The organism is Enterococcus sp. PF1-24 (assembly GCF_029893325.1).
In the GTDB taxonomy this organism is placed as follows: Bacteria; Bacillota; Bacilli; order Lactobacillales; family Enterococcaceae; genus HY326.
On the sequence record NZ_JARXWL010000001.1, the window covers coordinates 23,141 to 38,044 of the forward strand.

Below are 14,904 nucleotides of genomic sequence, written 5' to 3' on the forward strand. Positions count from 1 at the left end.
TTTTAACTTTCAGCATATTCTAGTATACCTTTTTTTCTTAGCTTTTTCATTAAAAATCAAGGCAAATTTATTTTCTTTACTACAGTAATTTTACAAGAACAGTGAAAACTAAAAAAGTAGGCTTTACAGTATCTCTGTTAACTTCTTAGCAGTCATGATATAGATTGATTCTTTCGGGCTGATTTTCTTCTCTACCTGAAAGCCAGCAGCTATTAAACTTTTTTTCCATCGTTGCCGATGAAATTCGTATTGCTAGCGGTGGTCCTTGGATTGAACTTTCTTCTTTTTCATATTCTAAACAAAGAAAATAACCGCCAGTTTTTAAAACACGATTAAATTCCTTTAATACGTTTGGCAAAGAGCTTACTTCGTGTAGAATCAAAGAAGCTAACACAAAATCCACTTCTTTCTCTGCTAAAGGCAACTCTTCAATTTTTCTTGCAAGCAATTGAATGTTTTTGATATTTTCCGCCTTAGCTTTATTATCAATCACTTCAAGCATCTGTTGATCCATATCTAATGCAAAAACCGTTGCTTCTGTTTGTTTGGCTGCGGGAATTGTTAAATAACCTGAGCCAGCCCCTGCATCAAGAATCTGACTGTCTGTTTTAATTGGTAAATGATTAATTATTTCTTCTGGTGGCAATGTTCTTTGACGCATAGCACTATCTAAAAAAGCTATTTTGGATAGAAATGCTTGCTGATTACCCCCTGGATGATTTTCTTGATGACTATGATTTGACATATGTTTTCTCCTTACTGTTTTTAATCTCATTAATTAAAGAGTGTATTTATCTTTAATTAATGTAAAAATAAAACATAACCTTAAACACTAATGAATATGGTTATGTTCTGTCGCATCTTGAACTACTTGATAAATTGTTTTTTCTGCTAAAAAAGTGGTTAAGCTAGTTTCTGCTTCTCGCATAACTTTTTGCAACTGGCAATCTTCGGAATCACTATGACAAGTAAAAATCGTCCCACTGCCTTCAATTGCTTGGGTTACATCAAGAAAAGTAATCTCTTCTTTCTTTTTCCTTAAGCTGTAACCACCATTTACTCCAGGGGTAGATTGAATAAGATTAGCTTTAACCAATTGCGTTAATATTTTTGAAAGATAAGTTGGCGACATCGCTAAATGCTGCGCTAATGGTTGTAAACTCATATTTTCATGACCTTCTTGTTTCACCATATAAGCAACAATATGAAGCGCATAATTGGTAGCTTTCGTATATTTCACTCTAACACCTCTCTTCGCGGATATTAACGACACTATTTATCTACAATAGTAAATTTCTTGCATTTTGTCAAACTATTTTTAAAATTTAAGACTATCACTAAAATTTTTCAACTCTACTTTTTTGTTTTCTGTCAGCTGATTAAATTCAATATTGGCAACAGCTCCTTCTAGTGCATAAAGGTGAACTAAACAAACTTCTGGATAATAAGCTTTAAGTTTCATAAAAGCTTGTTGTGAACCTACTTCTCTTAAATTTTCCGCTGAAGTAATTCCTACTGTCGTTAATTTTTTCTGCATTTCGGCACCAATGTTAAGCATTTCTTTTAATTCAGTCATTTTATCTGATTCCTCCCTATTTTTAAACTTTATCAAAAGCTGATTGTAAACCTAGTTGATTCTTTTCAAGAGACATCCATTTTATTTGTTTATTAATAATTTCAGTTGCATTTGGAGATTGGTAAACTTCAATTTTTTCATCAATTTGTGTTAGATTATCTTCTAAACTTTTAATTTGGCTAACAACCGCTTGACGATGTGTTAGGAGCAGCGCTTTTCTTTCTGTAACAGTCTTAGAGCCCTCCATAACTAAATTGATGTAAGTTCTGATTTCTTTAATCTGCATCCCTGTATCTTTTAAACAACAGATTGTTTTAAAAATATTAATATCCGAATCGGTAAATTCACGATTGCCAGCTTTATTTCGCGTGACAAAAGGCAATAACCCTTCTTTTTCATAATAGCGAATTGTATAGGCTGAAATATCAAATAACTCGGCTACTTCACTAATTGTATAGCTCATTTTGTAATTCCCCTTTAATAGCTATTGTAAATTTATTTACAAAAAGCCTTGACTTAGACTTAACTCTAAGTGATAGCCTAAATATATCGTACAAATGATACAATTTCAAGTTCGATTTTATCAAAAATCTTTAGGAGTGATTTATGTAATGAAAAACAAAGTATTAGTAACTGGTGGAACTGGCTTTTTAGGGCTACAAATCATTTTTCAATTGTTGCAACAAGGTTATCAAGTAAGGACGACACTACGTTCAATAGCTAGTAAAGATAAAATAATTGAAACTCTGCAAACAAACGGTCTGACAAATTTGGAACAACTGAGCTTTATTGAAACTGATTTATCAAAAAATGCTCACTGGCCAGCAGCAATGGCCGACTGTGAATACGTATTAAGTGTGGCTTCCCCAGTCTTTTTCACGATTCCAGAAAATGAAGAAGACGCCCTTCGTCCTGCGGTGGACGGCATTACTCGGATATTAAAAGCTGCTAAAACAGCTGGTGTTAAACGCGTAGTTATGACTTCAAATTTTGGTGCTGTTAGTTTTAGTAAAAAGAACGCTAGGATTGCCACTACTGAAGATGACTGGACAAATCCTGAAGAAAAAGGTTTATCTATTTATGAAAAATCTAAACTTTTAGCAGAAAAAACTGCCTGGGATTTTATCAAAACAGAAGGTGGCGCTTTAGAATTTACTACAATCAACCCAGTAGCCATTTTTGGTTCACCACTAAGCAACCATATTTCTGGGAGCTTTAATCTTTTAAAGAATTTATTTGCTAATCCTGCAAAAGCTTATCCTAATTTGCCATTAAATATTGTGGATGTAAAAGATGTAGCTGATTTGCATATTCGCGCCATGATAAGCCCACAGGCTAAAGGCCAACGATTTATTGCTACCGCTGACGGTCAAATTTCAATGTTAGAGATTGCCAATTTGATAAAAGAACAACGGCCTGAACTAGCTGATAAAGTTTCTACCAAAACCCTATCATCTACTCTGATTCGTATAACCGCCCTATTTAATCAACAAGCAAAAGAAGGTGCGCTATTTTTAAATATGAGCCGCAATGTCAGTAATGAAAAAGCGAAAAAACTTTTAAACTGGCAACCGACAACTAACGAAGAAATTGTCCTTAAATCCATTGATAGTATGGTAAAATACGGGATAATTAAATAAATTCATGCAAAAAAAGGAATCAACTATAAAAGTTGACTCCTTTTTCTTTGCTAAAGATATTATTTTTCTACACAAATCCCATTACATATTCAGCTGGATACATGGTAATTTCTGCTGTTTCTGCAACAGTTAAACCTTGTTTAAGGCAATTTTTGATTACCGAATCCATACTTTCCGCAATTTCGATGATATTTTTATCAACATCATAAATTCTAATTGAGCGCTGTTTCCAAGGATACGCCTTTAGGTTATGCAGAAAAGTTACTTGGGGATTTTCTTTAAACCGCTGCTCGCACTCCTCAATATCTACTACTTCAAAATACAATTGAAAATTATTAGCCCTTTGAAGTTTTTTCAAGGGTTGACCAACTATCCCTTCATAATTCGCTTGTAGCGATAACCCATTTTCAAAAGCTGCGTGTTCTCCCAAATCCATCGTAACTGTTTGCTGTAAAATGTCTTGGTAGAATTTTTTGGCTTTTTCAATATTCTCAACAATCAGTAAAGTGCCGCCAAATTTCATGATTCATCATCCTCTCTTCAAATGAATTATAAAACTAGAACTTAGCAACTTCACTGTAAAAATCGGACATATTTTTACGATATTCTTGTGGTGTAATACCACAAACAATTTTGAAATCTTTAATGAAATGCGAGCTATCATAATAACCTAGCGCAACAAATATTTCCATCAATGATTTTTGTGCTTGATTCAGCAGCCGTAAGGAATGATTGACTCTGACAATTCGCGAAAAAGCCTTCAAACTTATCCCTAAATACTGATTGAAAAATCTATTTAACTGGCGTTCACTGTATGAAACCCTTTGAGAAATACTTTTTGAAGTCAACTTCCCTGAGTTTTCCGTAATCAATTGAATTGCGGCTGTCAATTCAACAGGATATTTTTCTTGAATATTATCTGCTAATAATTTTTCAACCTTAACAAACAAACTTTCTGCCAGTTCTTCTTTTAAGAAAAATTCTCTGAGAGTCTTATCTATTAAAGGATTTATCGTTGCCAAAGAATCAATTGTATTTAATAATTGATTTTGCTTAATACCACTAAAAGGAAAAAAGCCCGCTGGTTGAAATTCAATAATGAAAATAACATCACACTTATTAGCGATTTCCCCCACTTTTTTTGGTTCCGTTGTTGCCCCAAAAAGCATATGCTGTAAACCACTTTCATTATGATAATAAACTAAAGTCACACTGCCATGAGGCATAATCGTATACTTATCAGAAATGCTCTCTTCATCAGGAAAAGATAACGTAAAATTAGAAATCCACGGTCTTAATTCCTCACAAGGTAAAGCATAGACAAATTTTTCACTACCATCAATAATTTCTCTTTTAGGGTTGATAGCATTAAGACTTTCTTGTTTAATCATAAGCTTTCTCCTTTATTACTAAAAAGCATTCCACAATAGGCAAAAGACTACCACACAGCCCCAAGCGTTTTTAGTTTTTTCAGAAACCTCTACCATTCCGTAAACAAAGATAAAGGTTGTTAAAATTTCAATCAAACCCCAAAAAGAGGTGCTGAAAAGGTGAAATAAAATACAAATAAGTCCACAAGTAACCCCGCCAACATTGATTTTATGATTAGGATATCGTTGATTAATTTTTTGACTAATTACAGCATAATTAAAACCTTCAAAAAATCCCCAAGCTAAAGCAACTAACAGCATTCCGATAATTTTGACAGGTAAAGAACTTGCCAATAGCTCTGGCGTAACCATAACAGATAACGGCTGATAGCCACTAAATTGTCCAGACACGACAATATAAATAATATAAGGAATATAACAAAGAGTTGTACCTATGATTGAAAGTAACGCTCCTTTTTTCCATAAGCCAAACTCCGAAAATTTTTCTTTCCGATAGAAACAAACTGCTACAATACCTAGTCCAGCCAGCGAAAATTGCATCAAAGAAGCAACTACAGTGCGTAAAAGAATCGTAACTTCTTGATTTTTGATAAACGCTAATAATGGCTGACTAAAAACTGTACATATTATAAATCCAACTAGCGTAGCTAAAGCAATAATCCAAATATCCTTATCTAACTTTTTTTCATTATCCTTCATTGTCTAATACTCCTTTTAAATAGCCCTTAATTTTCAAATTTAGTTTTTTCTTTATATTCGGCTTTGATTTTATCAATACTTTTGCCGCCAATACCAAAATTAGTGTCATCTAATTCCTTAATTGTAATTGAAAAAAATTCTTGGGGAACATTCATAATTTCAGAGGAAACTTCTGTTAATTTAGCAATTAATTGTTCCTTTTGAGCAATTGTTAAATGGCCACTTTCAATTGTAATATAAGGCATTTTCTATCTCCTTCACATATTTTATAATTTATCTGCCAACGCTGCTTTGTTTTGTAAAACATCTTTACACAGAATATCTCGCATTTTTTCTGGTTCTTCAAAACACGGGCTATGAGCTGAATTTTCAAAGGTATAAAACCCAATAAGTGGTGCTTTGATGGTCTTAGCAAATTCTTTTGCCAGCGCATAAGATACTTGATAATCAAATTGCCCCTGCATGATATAAATCGGCACCTCAACTTCAGGTACTTCTTTTATAAGATTCATTTGCAAAACAGTTTCCCAAAGATATTTGACTGAAAAAGAATTTCCCTGCATAAAACGAACTTTTTCTTTGAAAGTATAACCTTTAAAACGTAATATCATTTTCATAATCGGCATCATGCCAATTCCTAAATCCATCATTCCTTTACTTCTGAGAGCAAGATAGTCATTGCTAATTTCAGCACCTTGGTCAATCGGAAATTGCTTAAGCTTACGAACCATTTTCTGATTGCCACTATTTTGAAATTCATTCAACATAAAAGTATAGGCTAAACGTTCTGATTCTGCTTGCTGACTCACCTGTCCGATACCGATATAGGCGTGAAACAATTCAGGCTTTCTTTGAATTATCATTATGCCCAGCAAACTTCCCCACGAATGCCCCATAACATAAATTTTTTCTTTTCCAAATCGCTCACGTAAATAATTAGTCACTACTATTGTATCCGCAATTATTTGTTCAAGTGTCATGCTTTCTTTGGCAATATTTTTTTGATACGAAAGCCCACTACCACGCTGTTCCCACCAACAAACGGTAAATAAATCCTCCAGCCCTGTAGGATTATCTAAATTGAAAGCAATCTCTGGTGTGCCCGGCCCACCATGCAAAAATAGCAATACAGGATTTTCAATATTCTTGCTTTCAATAAACATACCTTGTTGACTATTATTAACATTTAAAAAGATTTTTTCTTTCATACTTTTTCTCATTTATTTATGCTCTCCATTTTTGTTTAGTTTCTTACAATTTAATACTACCATATAAAATAAATTGAGCTACAATAATTTAAATACAAAAAAAGACGTTTCCTTTTACAGAAACGTCTTACTCGTTCATATTTTTGTTAGTCTTTTATCATTCCATTTGTTGCAATAATTTTTTTATACCAGTCAAAAGAATCTTTTTTGATTCTCTTGCGCGTTCCTTTTCCTTCATCATCTAAATCTACATAGATAAAACCATAGCGTTTCGACATCTGCCCTGTTCCAGCACTAATTAAATCAATACAGCCCCATGGCGTATATCCCATAACTTCTACACCATCTTTAAGAGCTTCTTCAATTGCTTCAATATGCTGTCTTAAATAATCAATGCGATAGCTATCATGAATCTTTTGATCTGCTTCAATTTTATCAACTGCTCCTAAGCCATTTTCCACAACAAATAGTGGTAATTGATAGCGATCATAAATTGTATTCATCGTGATTCGTAAGCCAAAAGGATCGATAATCCAGCCCCATTCACTTTTTTGTAAATAGGGATTTGAAAGGCTAGCATAAATATTGCCATCAGTTTTTTCTGATTCTGAACTTGAATCAAGTTCTTTATCGCCTGTAACTACTTTTGTAGAATAATAACTGAAACCAACAAAATCTATTGTATTTTTCAGATTTTCAATATCTTCTGGATTAATATCCAACTGAATATTGTTTTCTTCAAAGATACGTTTGCTATATGAAGGATATTTCCCTCGCACTTGAATATCAATAAAGAAGAAACCTTCCCGATCCATCATTTTAGCTTCCCAAATATCTTGAGGATTGCAAGTATTAGGATAAGCTTCACCAGCTGCTAACATACAACCTACTTTATTTTCACTATCAATTTGATGAGCGGCTTTTGTTGCTAAAGCTGAAGCAACTAATTGGTGATGAGCCGCTTGATATTGAAGTTGTAAAGGATTAGCTACCCCATCAATATTCATGCTACCGCCCATAAAAGGTACCACCATTAAAATATTAATTTCATTAAAGGTAATCCAATGCTTTACCAGACCTTGATATCTTGCAAATACCGTTTTTGCATATTTAACAAATAAATCAATTACTTTTCGATCTGCCCAGCCATTATATTTTTCATATAAAGCCATAGGCGTATCAAAATGGTTAAGAGTAACAACTGGTGCAATCCCATATTTTTGGCACTCTTTAAAAACATCTTCATAAAAAGCCAAGCCTGCTTCATTAGGTTCTGCTTCTTCTCCAGTAGGAAAAATACGGGGCCAACTAATTGACATACGCAGACATTTAAAACCCATTTCCGCAAATAAAGCAATATCTTCTTTATAGCGATAATAACCTTCCACGGCTTGATGACTAGGGTAATAAGTATACTTTTTTGATAAAGCAAGCTCTGGATGATACATAGCATCGATTCTACAGTTTTTTATATTGGGCAAGCAATCAATCGGTCCTAACCCTTTACCGCCTTCAGCATAACCACCTTCATATTGATTGGCAGCAATTGCACCGCCCCATAAAAAATCTTCATTAAACATATTTTCTTTCATCTTATCCACCTATTCTATTTCAAATAAATATTCGCCCACTGCGACTTGTTCTTTAGTTGTTACTTTCGTTTGATTATCTTTTTGAGCATTAGTAACAACTACCGGAGTAATGATAGAGATTCCTTCGTTAGTAATGAACTCTTTATCAAATTCTAACAACACATCACCTGGTTTGATGATTTGTCCTTTTGTTACTTTTAGAGTAAATCCTTTTCCTTGTAATGAAACGGTATCTAAACCAACATGAATTAACAATTCAATGCCGTCATTAGAAGTAATCCCAATGGCATGATTGGTTGGTGTTACCATTGTTACACTTCCGTTAAAAGGTGATATTACTTGATTATTTTCTGGTAAAATCGCTACACCCTTCCCGACAACTTCTTTGGCAAAAATTTCATCTTCAACTTCTGATAAAGGAACAACACTTCCTTGAAGTGGTGATTCCACAATAATCCCAGTATTATCTACAATCTTGATAGCTTCAACAGATTGGCTTTTTTCAGGTTGATCTTCCCAGTTTAAAAGCATGGTTCCAATAAAACCAATAACAAAACTTGCTGTAACACCGATAATCGCCCACATAAAGTTACTTGTACCTTTTTCAATATAAGAAGGAATCGCTGTAATCCCAGGAATCCCGAAACCAAAAGCTTTAACAGTAAATGTCCCAAAAATTCCACCACCAACAGCACCACCAAGAATCGCTGCATAAAATGGTTTTTTGAAACGTAAAGTTACACCATAAATCGCTGGCTCTGTAATCCCAAATACAGCTGAAATCGCAGCTGAATAAGCAATTGATTTAGTTTTGCTATTTTTAGATTTAATTGCTACCGCTAAAGTTGCGCCACATTGTGCTAAGTTTGAAACTAAACTCATCGGCAATAGCACCGTATCGTAGCCTAAGCTACCTAAACTCGCCAAAGTTGAGGGAATAAAGGTATGTTGCATCCCTGTAATTACAATAATTGATAAACTTCCCCCCATTAAGAAACCTGCAAATGGACCAGCCACATCAAATAAGGTTGCAAAGAATTTTTCAACAAAAACACCAATTGTATTACCTAATGGTGCAATTGCAATCAAGGAGATTGGAGCCATAATTAATAAAACAATCAGTGGTGTAAAGATGATTCTCACCACTGCTGGGATAAATTTATCCACCCATCTATAAACATAACTTAATAACCAAACGCTAAAAATAATCGGTAACACTGAAGAACTATAATTTAAAACCTGTAATGGTATCCCTAAAAAAGTAATTGCACTTACTTCTCCAGCAGTAGCCAAAGCAATAAAACTTGGATATAGTAATATTCCTGCTAAGGCTAAAGAGATATATTCATTAGCTTTAAATTTCTTAGCAGCCGAATTAGCAATTAAAAATGGCAAATAGTAAAAGGCGGCATCAGAAATCATATTTAATACAAAATATTCATTCCCTGCGACATTTATTAAATTGAAAGTTGTTAAAATTGCCATAATTCCTTTAATTAAACCCGCACCAATAATTGCTGGTAATATCGGGGTGAAAATCCCCGCAATCACATCCATAATGGCTTCTAATGGTTTTTGTTTCACTTTATTTTCAGGAGCAGCTTTTTTTATTCCCCCTAACAATGCCAGTAGTTCGTCATGGACTTTAATTACTTGATTACCAATTACTACTTGATACTGCTCGCCAGACAAGCGAGTATCAATCACTGCATCCATCTTTTTAAGAGCATCTTCGTTAATTTTACTTTTATCTTTTACTTGAAAACGTAATCTAGTGATACAATGCCAAGCTTCAACAATATTGTCTTTGGCGCCCATATTTTCTAAAATTTCTGTTGCTACTTTTTTATGATCCACTTTTCCTCATTCCTTCTTCACTTATTTATCAAAAAAACCACCCAAATATAGCGTGAGAAATACGGCCGTAATTTCTCGCTACACTCAGGTGGTGCCTGATCGAATCAGTAACACTCCTTGTTCATTTTATGGTATTTATTGACTCTCTTGAATCAATCTCTCAATGTGTAAAACTAAATAAATAATTTCTGTTTCACTCACGCGCCAATTATAAATTTCTGATAAGTACTCTGCAATTTTTTGAGCACATGCAAAACTTTTTTCATGTTTGGTTGAAATCGTATCATATAATTCATGATTTAATACTTCATCTGAATGAATTTTTTCTTTTTGGCGAATAACAAAGTAACGTAAATGAGTCACAAATCGCGAATAATTCATTCCTAATTCATTAATTGAAATATGATAATGATAGTTAACGATATTGATGATTTTACTAATGGTTTCAGTTAAACGCATCGTATAATCCATATCGGTATTTTCAAATTGAGCATTAATAATATGCATTGTAATAAAAGAAGCTTCTGCATCAAATAAAGTAATATCATACTTTTCTCTAACCAGTTTTAAAGCTAATACACCGACTTCATATTCTTTCGGATATAAATGAGGAATTTCCCATTGTAAAGGATTTTTCACTTCTATCCCTCTTTCAACTCTCTCAATGGCATAGCGAATATGGTCAGATAAACTGATGATAGCGATGTCATTTACTTTCTTATCCAATTTTTCATCGGCTAATTTTATAATATCTTCAGTTATATCGATGGCTTGTGAAGATATTGTGCTTAAGATTTGAGATAAACGATCTTCTTTTTCGATAACAAATTTTTTCTGAATCACTTGATCAACAATTACATCGTCTTTTTTCTTTTTAAAACCGATGCCTGTACCAAATAAGACCACTTCTTTTCCATTTTCGTCAATCGCCAAAATAATATTGTTATTTAAAGCTTTCAATACTTTCATAGTTTCACCTTCTTTCTGTAAAAAAAATAACCAAAAAGCAAAATACTATATTAGTACTTAGTTTTTGGTTATGCCTGATCTAGTCAGTGACACTCTATTCTTATATGCCCATGATAATTTAAATAATTAAAATTGTCAATCATCAATTATAATTATTTTAGATTCATGAGAAATTGCATCTTCAACTATACTCTTTGTGATTATAAGAATTTTTTTAACACATATAATTTGATATCATCGGCAAAACCATCTATTTCGCCACAAATCGAATACCCTTGCTTCACATAGAAATGTGGCACTTGAAATGAATAGGTTGTTAAGTGAGATACACGGCATCACGCTGCCTTTGCTTCAGCTTCGATTTCAGCTAATAACCGAGTAGCTATTTGCTGTCCCCGGTACGCGTCATCAACCCAAAGCACCTCTACTTCAAAGGAAGAAAGATAGGTAGAACCTAATGCTCCGCCGATTATAACATGATTTTCATCTCGTGCCACCCTAACAATTTCAATATCCGGCACTTTGAGCTTACCAGCTGTTTTATCCATATTACTTTCTAATAAACCATTAATCCGCACAGTGCTGAGAAATTCCGCTTTAGTACAATTAGCTGATATCGTGATGCTTTTTGACATAGACAGCTATACCTCCTCAATATAAAAATGAAATAATTGTGAAAGTATCTAAAAATAAGGCTTGATAAGCCTTATTTTTTTTCTAACAAAGTCACACATTCCACATGTGTGGTTACTAGCATGTGAACACAGTTTATTATCCTCGTCACTTGCTTGTGAACACAAATCAGTATCCATTGTAACAATGTCATTTGACTTCTTCGCATTCTTTCGTTTCGGTTTAAACTTACCGCCATCTTGGCTGTCTGTCAATCCTGTTTTGTAAATGAATACGAGTTTATGAGGGTCAATCGTGCCGTCTTCTTCGACACCACCCACAATTACTTTTTCGACAATGCTTTCAAAAACATAGCGGTCAAATTTATCAAGGACTTGGTTGTTTTGCAACGTCTTTCTAAATTCAGCCAACCGCTTTTTCATAGTATGTTCGTTATCCAAGGAATTTTCTAAAGATGTACGTTCCTTCAATAATTCATCTAGCTTCAAGGTTATTTCAGTGAATTTCATCTCGTAAGTTTCTTTGTCGATTTTTTCATCTAATCTCATATCAACAAGATTATTCTTTTTCTTATCTAAGGTCGCAATCTTCTTTTGGATTTTATTAAACTGTTTCTCGACACTACTTTCATTCAGTGTTTCATCTAGTTTTTTCAAGAAATCTTCCAATATATCCTTATTGCCATTGCACAACTGACGATAGCTTTCGACAAAGGCTTTTTCTATGGCTTCTTCTGGGATTCCCTTACTATGGGGACAATGTTTCTTTCCCTTTTTCGTAGATACAACACATTGCCAAATATCTTTTTTATATTGGCTACTGCTGTGCCACTTTCTTCGTGTAAGTGTTCCTCCGCAAAATCCACATTCCAACATACAACTAAAGGCATATTTACGACTATACTTTTGACGTTTTACAGTGCCGTCATTTGAAGCGTGTGATCCTCTCTGAATACCACGCTTCTTTAGTATCTCTTGAGCTTTCTCAAAAACTTCCTCTGTGATAATTGGTTCGTGATGATTTCTCAAATAGAACTGGTCTTCTTCACCATAATTGGCAAGTCGGCGTTTAGAGATAGGGTCAACTGTAAATGTCTTACCTAATAGTATATCTCCTTTATACTTTTCATTTTTGATAATGCCTAAGACTGTTGATTCAGCCCAATTACTACTACCACGCTTTGTCTTATATCCAAGATTTTCAAGTTCTCTCCCAATAACACTTCCGCCTGCTCCCTCTATATATCTATTAAAAATATACTTCACGATTACAGCTTCTTTTTCATTGACAGAAATACTTTTATCCTCTGGGTGATAATCATAACCAAGGCAACCTTGGAATCCAACCAACTCACCACGGCTCATCTTCATTTTCAAACCCTTTTTAACATTGGCAGATATATTTTCTACTTCCTGTTGTGCTACTGAACTTAGAACTACAAGTAACAATTCACCATCCATAGTTAAGGTATTGATTTTTTCATCTTCAAAATAAACCGCAATATTCCTTTCCTTTAGCATACGAACATATTTCAATGTATCAAGCGTATTCCTAGCAAACCTTGAAATAGACTTGGTTATCACCATATCCAGTTCGCCGTTCATACAATCGTTAATCAGCCGTTGAAAATCTGTCCGCTTATCAACTTGTGTTCCTGTGATAGCTTCATCAGCATAAATATCCGCAAATACCCAATCCTTATTCTTCTTGATTAGATTTGTATAATAGGTAACCTGTGACTTATAACTGTTTAGCTGGTCTTCGGAATCGGTACTAACACGACAATACGCTCCTACTCTCAACAATTGAAGACTATGGGTTTTATTTCTGTCTGTTATTGTACGATTCGCTTTAATAATTTCTATTTCTTTCATAAATATTCACCTCTCTTTTGTATTCCTTTTATAGTGTTTATTATAATGCGAATCAAGATACAATTCAAGCAGTAATATTAGAAACAATCCCATAGTCCTTTTTTAGTCGCTGTTCCATCTTCTGATATTCCTTATCGTTTATTAGACCTTTATTGTAAAGCTGTTTTAACATAGCCAATTGCATACTATATTCTAACAACTGCATTTTCATAAATCAGCTCCTTTCTTTTTGGCAGTCTTCATACACAGCCAGATGGTCTAGGAGAACCCACAGGAATTTCACCTCTGCTCAAACTCGGAGTAGCTACCCAATGCGGTGAAGCGTTCAAGGTAGGAGTATCATTATAGCAATCTATAAATCACGGCTACTTCAATTTCCAAGATTGAAGATTGTAAATCAAATAGGTGTCGCTCGTTCAAAAAAAGTCATGGCGTATTTGCTTACACAGCTTATTACAGATTGAATGTATCTGGCTATGCTATTCAGTTGTCAAAGAACGAATCGGCGTTTATTTGCCTATCAAGGAGCACAATGGCTTGTGGAACTTGATAGACAAATAATTTTTAATAGTTCCCCATGCACCAACGCATTTTCTTGACACATGGGGAGGGATATTTGTTAAATCAGCTCAAAATTTAAAATCGCCATAATCAGCTTGGTTTCCAATGTCCGTTTGATTTCTGGCTCAACATGAATGTAGGGATTGCCAAATTCATCAAACAAGGTTTTCTGTGAGAGCTTAATCATGTAATGTTCAAAGTGCTTTAAAATCTGGTTCATAGCCATAACATCGCCTTGAACCGCCAACACAATGATTGGGAATGGTAATACGTTCTGCTTATTCATTAGTGTGTTCCTCCATAAATTTCCGTAATTCGTCCAGAGCATTTTCTTTATGATAATGCACGGTACTTTGAGCAAGATTCATCATTGAAGCAATGTCTACTTCTTTCATATCCAGAAAATACGAAAGAAGGATAATGTCTTGCCGTCTTTTTGAAAGAGATTCTAATGCTTGTGCAATCAAAATATTTTCAATCGGTATCTCGTAATCAAACGCTGTAAAGAAGATACATTCGACTTCATAGTTATCCAGACTACATAGCTTTGCTAAATCGTCTGGTGTAAGTACTTCCAAAGAAACGAAACGTTTTTGCCAACGTCGATTATCTTCATAAATAGTTCTTGCTTGATTTCGTAGGACTGTTTTACAGAAGCTATCAAATTGATGTGCGATAGTCTTTTCATAATCAGAAATATTCACCATAAGATTCACCCCCTTCCGCTCTGCAAAGGCGAGCTATCCTTTGCTCACTCCTATCACTGACGAGAGGGGGTAAATTATCGAAAAATCAGAAAAAAGTTTAAAAAAATACACACTTGAACCTTTCGGTAAAAATGTGTATGGATTAAGTATTTAAGTTTAATTATTAATAAAAACATAGCAGTACCTCCTTAGTGAGC

18 protein-coding genes are annotated in these 14,904 nt (G+C 34.1%); 1 reads left to right on the forward strand and 17 read right to left on the reverse strand.

Going from position 1 to position 14,904, the window contains the following annotated elements:
• Positions 1-145: 145 nt before the first annotated feature.
• From M2139_RS00105 to M2139_RS00120, 4 genes are all read right to left on the reverse strand, one after another.
• On the reverse strand, positions 146-745 hold the full coding sequence (locus M2139_RS00105; RefSeq protein WP_280736741.1) for a class I SAM-dependent methyltransferase: 600 nt from the start codon (positions 743-745) through the stop codon (positions 146-148).
• 87 nt (positions 746-832) lie between these two features.
• Entirely contained in the window at positions 833-1,240 is a 408-nt protein-coding gene (locus M2139_RS00110) for an Rrf2 family transcriptional regulator (RefSeq protein ID WP_280736742.1), read from the reverse strand.
• 78 nt (positions 1,241-1,318) lie between these two features.
• Positions 1,319-1,576 carry a TfoX/Sxy family DNA transformation protein gene (locus M2139_RS00115; RefSeq protein WP_280736743.1) on the reverse strand — a complete coding sequence of 86 codons (258 nt, stop codon included), beginning with the start codon at positions 1,574-1,576 and terminating at the stop codon, positions 1,319-1,321.
• Between the two features lie 22 nt (positions 1,577-1,598).
• Positions 1,599-2,039 (reverse strand): MerR family transcriptional regulator, encoded by a 441-nt coding sequence (locus M2139_RS00120; protein WP_280736744.1) that lies wholly within the window; start codon positions 2,037-2,039, stop codon positions 1,599-1,601.
• A 148-nt stretch (positions 2,040-2,187) separates the two neighbouring features.
• Here M2139_RS00120 and M2139_RS00125 point away from each other — a divergent pair, with 148 nt between their 5' ends.
• Complete coding sequence (locus tag M2139_RS00125) at positions 2,188-3,216, forward strand: aldehyde reductase (RefSeq protein ID WP_280736745.1); 1,029 nt, start codon at positions 2,188-2,190, stop codon at positions 3,214-3,216.
• A 67-nt stretch (positions 3,217-3,283) separates the two neighbouring features.
• Here the strand turns inward: M2139_RS00125 and M2139_RS00130 are convergent, their stop codons facing one another.
• The 13 genes from M2139_RS00130 to M2139_RS00190 form a co-directional block, all read right to left on the reverse strand.
• Positions 3,284-3,739: a VOC family protein gene (locus M2139_RS00130; RefSeq protein WP_280736746.1), complete on the reverse strand. Its 456-nt coding sequence runs from the start codon at positions 3,737-3,739 to the stop codon at positions 3,284-3,286.
• A gap of 34 nt (positions 3,740-3,773) precedes the next feature.
• The gene (locus M2139_RS00135) at positions 3,774-4,607 is read right to left on the reverse strand and encodes a helix-turn-helix domain-containing protein (RefSeq protein WP_280736747.1); all 834 of its coding nucleotides are present in this window, start codon (positions 4,605-4,607) and stop codon (positions 3,774-3,776) included.
• 18 nt (positions 4,608-4,625) lie between these two features.
• A complete protein-coding gene (locus tag M2139_RS00140) occupies positions 4,626-5,306 on the reverse strand; it encodes a hypothetical protein (RefSeq protein WP_280736748.1) in 681 nt (226 codons plus the stop codon).
• A 26-nt stretch (positions 5,307-5,332) separates the two neighbouring features.
• Positions 5,333-5,551 carry a 4-oxalocrotonate tautomerase DmpI gene (gene dmpI / locus M2139_RS00145; RefSeq protein ID WP_280736749.1) on the reverse strand — a complete coding sequence of 73 codons (219 nt, stop codon included), beginning with the start codon at positions 5,549-5,551 and terminating at the stop codon, positions 5,333-5,335.
• A gap of 21 nt (positions 5,552-5,572) precedes the next feature.
• The gene (locus tag M2139_RS00150; RefSeq protein ID WP_280736750.1) at positions 5,573-6,526 is read right to left on the reverse strand and encodes an alpha/beta hydrolase; all 954 of its coding nucleotides are present in this window, start codon (positions 6,524-6,526) and stop codon (positions 5,573-5,575) included.
• A gap of 134 nt (positions 6,527-6,660) precedes the next feature.
• Positions 6,661-8,106: a 6-phospho-beta-glucosidase gene (locus tag M2139_RS00155; protein ID WP_280736751.1), complete on the reverse strand. Its 1,446-nt coding sequence runs from the start codon at positions 8,104-8,106 to the stop codon at positions 6,661-6,663.
• Positions 8,107-8,115: 9 nt separating this feature from the next.
• Positions 8,116-9,963, reverse strand: coding sequence for a beta-glucoside-specific PTS transporter subunit IIABC (locus tag M2139_RS00160; protein WP_280736752.1), 1,848 nt, complete (start codon positions 9,961-9,963; stop codon positions 8,116-8,118).
• Between the two features lie 135 nt (positions 9,964-10,098).
• Entirely contained in the window at positions 10,099-10,932 is an 834-nt protein-coding gene (locus tag M2139_RS00165; RefSeq protein WP_280736753.1) for a PRD domain-containing protein, read from the reverse strand.
• Positions 10,933-11,267: 335 nt separating this feature from the next.
• Positions 11,268-11,567: a GNAT family N-acetyltransferase gene (locus M2139_RS00170; protein WP_280736754.1), complete on the reverse strand. Its 300-nt coding sequence runs from the start codon at positions 11,565-11,567 to the stop codon at positions 11,268-11,270.
• 48 nt (positions 11,568-11,615) lie between these two features.
• Entirely contained in the window at positions 11,616-13,439 is a 1,824-nt protein-coding gene (locus M2139_RS00175; RefSeq protein ID WP_280736755.1) for a recombinase family protein, read from the reverse strand.
• 64 nt (positions 13,440-13,503) lie between these two features.
• Positions 13,504-13,650, reverse strand: a complete 147-nt coding sequence (locus M2139_RS00180) for an SHOCT domain-containing protein (RefSeq protein WP_348522584.1) — start codon at positions 13,648-13,650, stop codon at positions 13,504-13,506.
• A 408-nt stretch (positions 13,651-14,058) separates the two neighbouring features.
• Positions 14,059-14,286 carry a helix-turn-helix domain-containing protein gene (locus M2139_RS00185; protein WP_280736756.1) on the reverse strand — a complete coding sequence of 76 codons (228 nt, stop codon included), beginning with the start codon at positions 14,284-14,286 and terminating at the stop codon, positions 14,059-14,061.
• On the reverse strand, positions 14,279-14,707 hold the full coding sequence (locus M2139_RS00190; protein ID WP_280736757.1) for a sigma-70 family RNA polymerase sigma factor: 429 nt from the start codon (positions 14,705-14,707) through the stop codon (positions 14,279-14,281). The genes M2139_RS00185 and M2139_RS00190 overlap by 8 nt, the downstream gene beginning before the upstream one ends.
• Positions 14,708-14,904: the final 197 nt, after the last annotated feature.

What these genes read in the sequence shown, in the direction of transcription:
- M2139_RS00105 (WP_280736741.1), bottom strand. Translation starts at nt 745, where the DNA reads ATGTCAAATCATAGTCATCAAGAAAATCATCCAGGGGGTAATCAGCAA.
- M2139_RS00115 (WP_280736743.1), bottom strand. Translation starts at nt 1,576, where the DNA reads ATGACTGAATTAAAAGAAATGCTTAACATTGGTGCCGAAATGCAGAAA.
- M2139_RS00120 (WP_280736744.1), bottom strand. Translation starts at nt 2,039, where the DNA reads ATGAGCTATACAATTAGTGAAGTAGCCGAGTTATTTGATATTTCAGCC.
- M2139_RS00125 (WP_280736745.1), top strand. Translation starts at nt 2,188, where the DNA reads ATGAAAAACAAAGTATTAGTAACTGGTGGAACTGGCTTTTTAGGGCTA.
- M2139_RS00130 (WP_280736746.1), bottom strand. Translation starts at nt 3,739, where the DNA reads ATGAAATTTGGCGGCACTTTACTGATTGTTGAGAATATTGAAAAAGCC.
- M2139_RS00135 (WP_280736747.1), bottom strand. Translation starts at nt 4,607, where the DNA reads ATGATTAAACAAGAAAGTCTTAATGCTATCAACCCTAAAAGAGAAATT.
- M2139_RS00140 (WP_280736748.1), bottom strand. Translation starts at nt 5,306, where the DNA reads ATGAAGGATAATGAAAAAAAGTTAGATAAGGATATTTGGATTATTGCT.
- dmpI (WP_280736749.1), bottom strand. Translation starts at nt 5,551, where the DNA reads ATGCCTTATATTACAATTGAAAGTGGCCATTTAACAATTGCTCAAAAG.
- M2139_RS00150 (WP_280736750.1), bottom strand. Translation starts at nt 6,526, where the DNA reads ATGAGAAAAAGTATGAAAGAAAAAATCTTTTTAAATGTTAATAATAGT.
- M2139_RS00155 (WP_280736751.1), bottom strand. Translation starts at nt 8,106, where the DNA reads ATGAAAGAAAATATGTTTAATGAAGATTTTTTATGGGGCGGTGCAATT.
- M2139_RS00165 (WP_280736753.1), bottom strand. Translation starts at nt 10,932, where the DNA reads ATGAAAGTATTGAAAGCTTTAAATAACAATATTATTTTGGCGATTGAC.
- M2139_RS00170 (WP_280736754.1), bottom strand. Translation starts at nt 11,567, where the DNA reads ATGTCAAAAAGCATCACGATATCAGCTAATTGTACTAAAGCGGAATTT.
- M2139_RS00175 (WP_280736755.1), bottom strand. Translation starts at nt 13,439, where the DNA reads ATGAAAGAAATAGAAATTATTAAAGCGAATCGTACAATAACAGACAGA.
- M2139_RS00180 (WP_348522584.1), bottom strand. Translation starts at nt 13,650, where the DNA reads ATGAAAATGCAGTTGTTAGAATATAGTATGCAATTGGCTATGTTAAAA.
- M2139_RS00185 (WP_280736756.1), bottom strand. Translation starts at nt 14,286, where the DNA reads ATGAATAAGCAGAACGTATTACCATTCCCAATCATTGTGTTGGCGGTT.
- M2139_RS00190 (WP_280736757.1), bottom strand. Translation starts at nt 14,707, where the DNA reads ATGGTGAATATTTCTGATTATGAAAAGACTATCGCACATCAATTTGAT.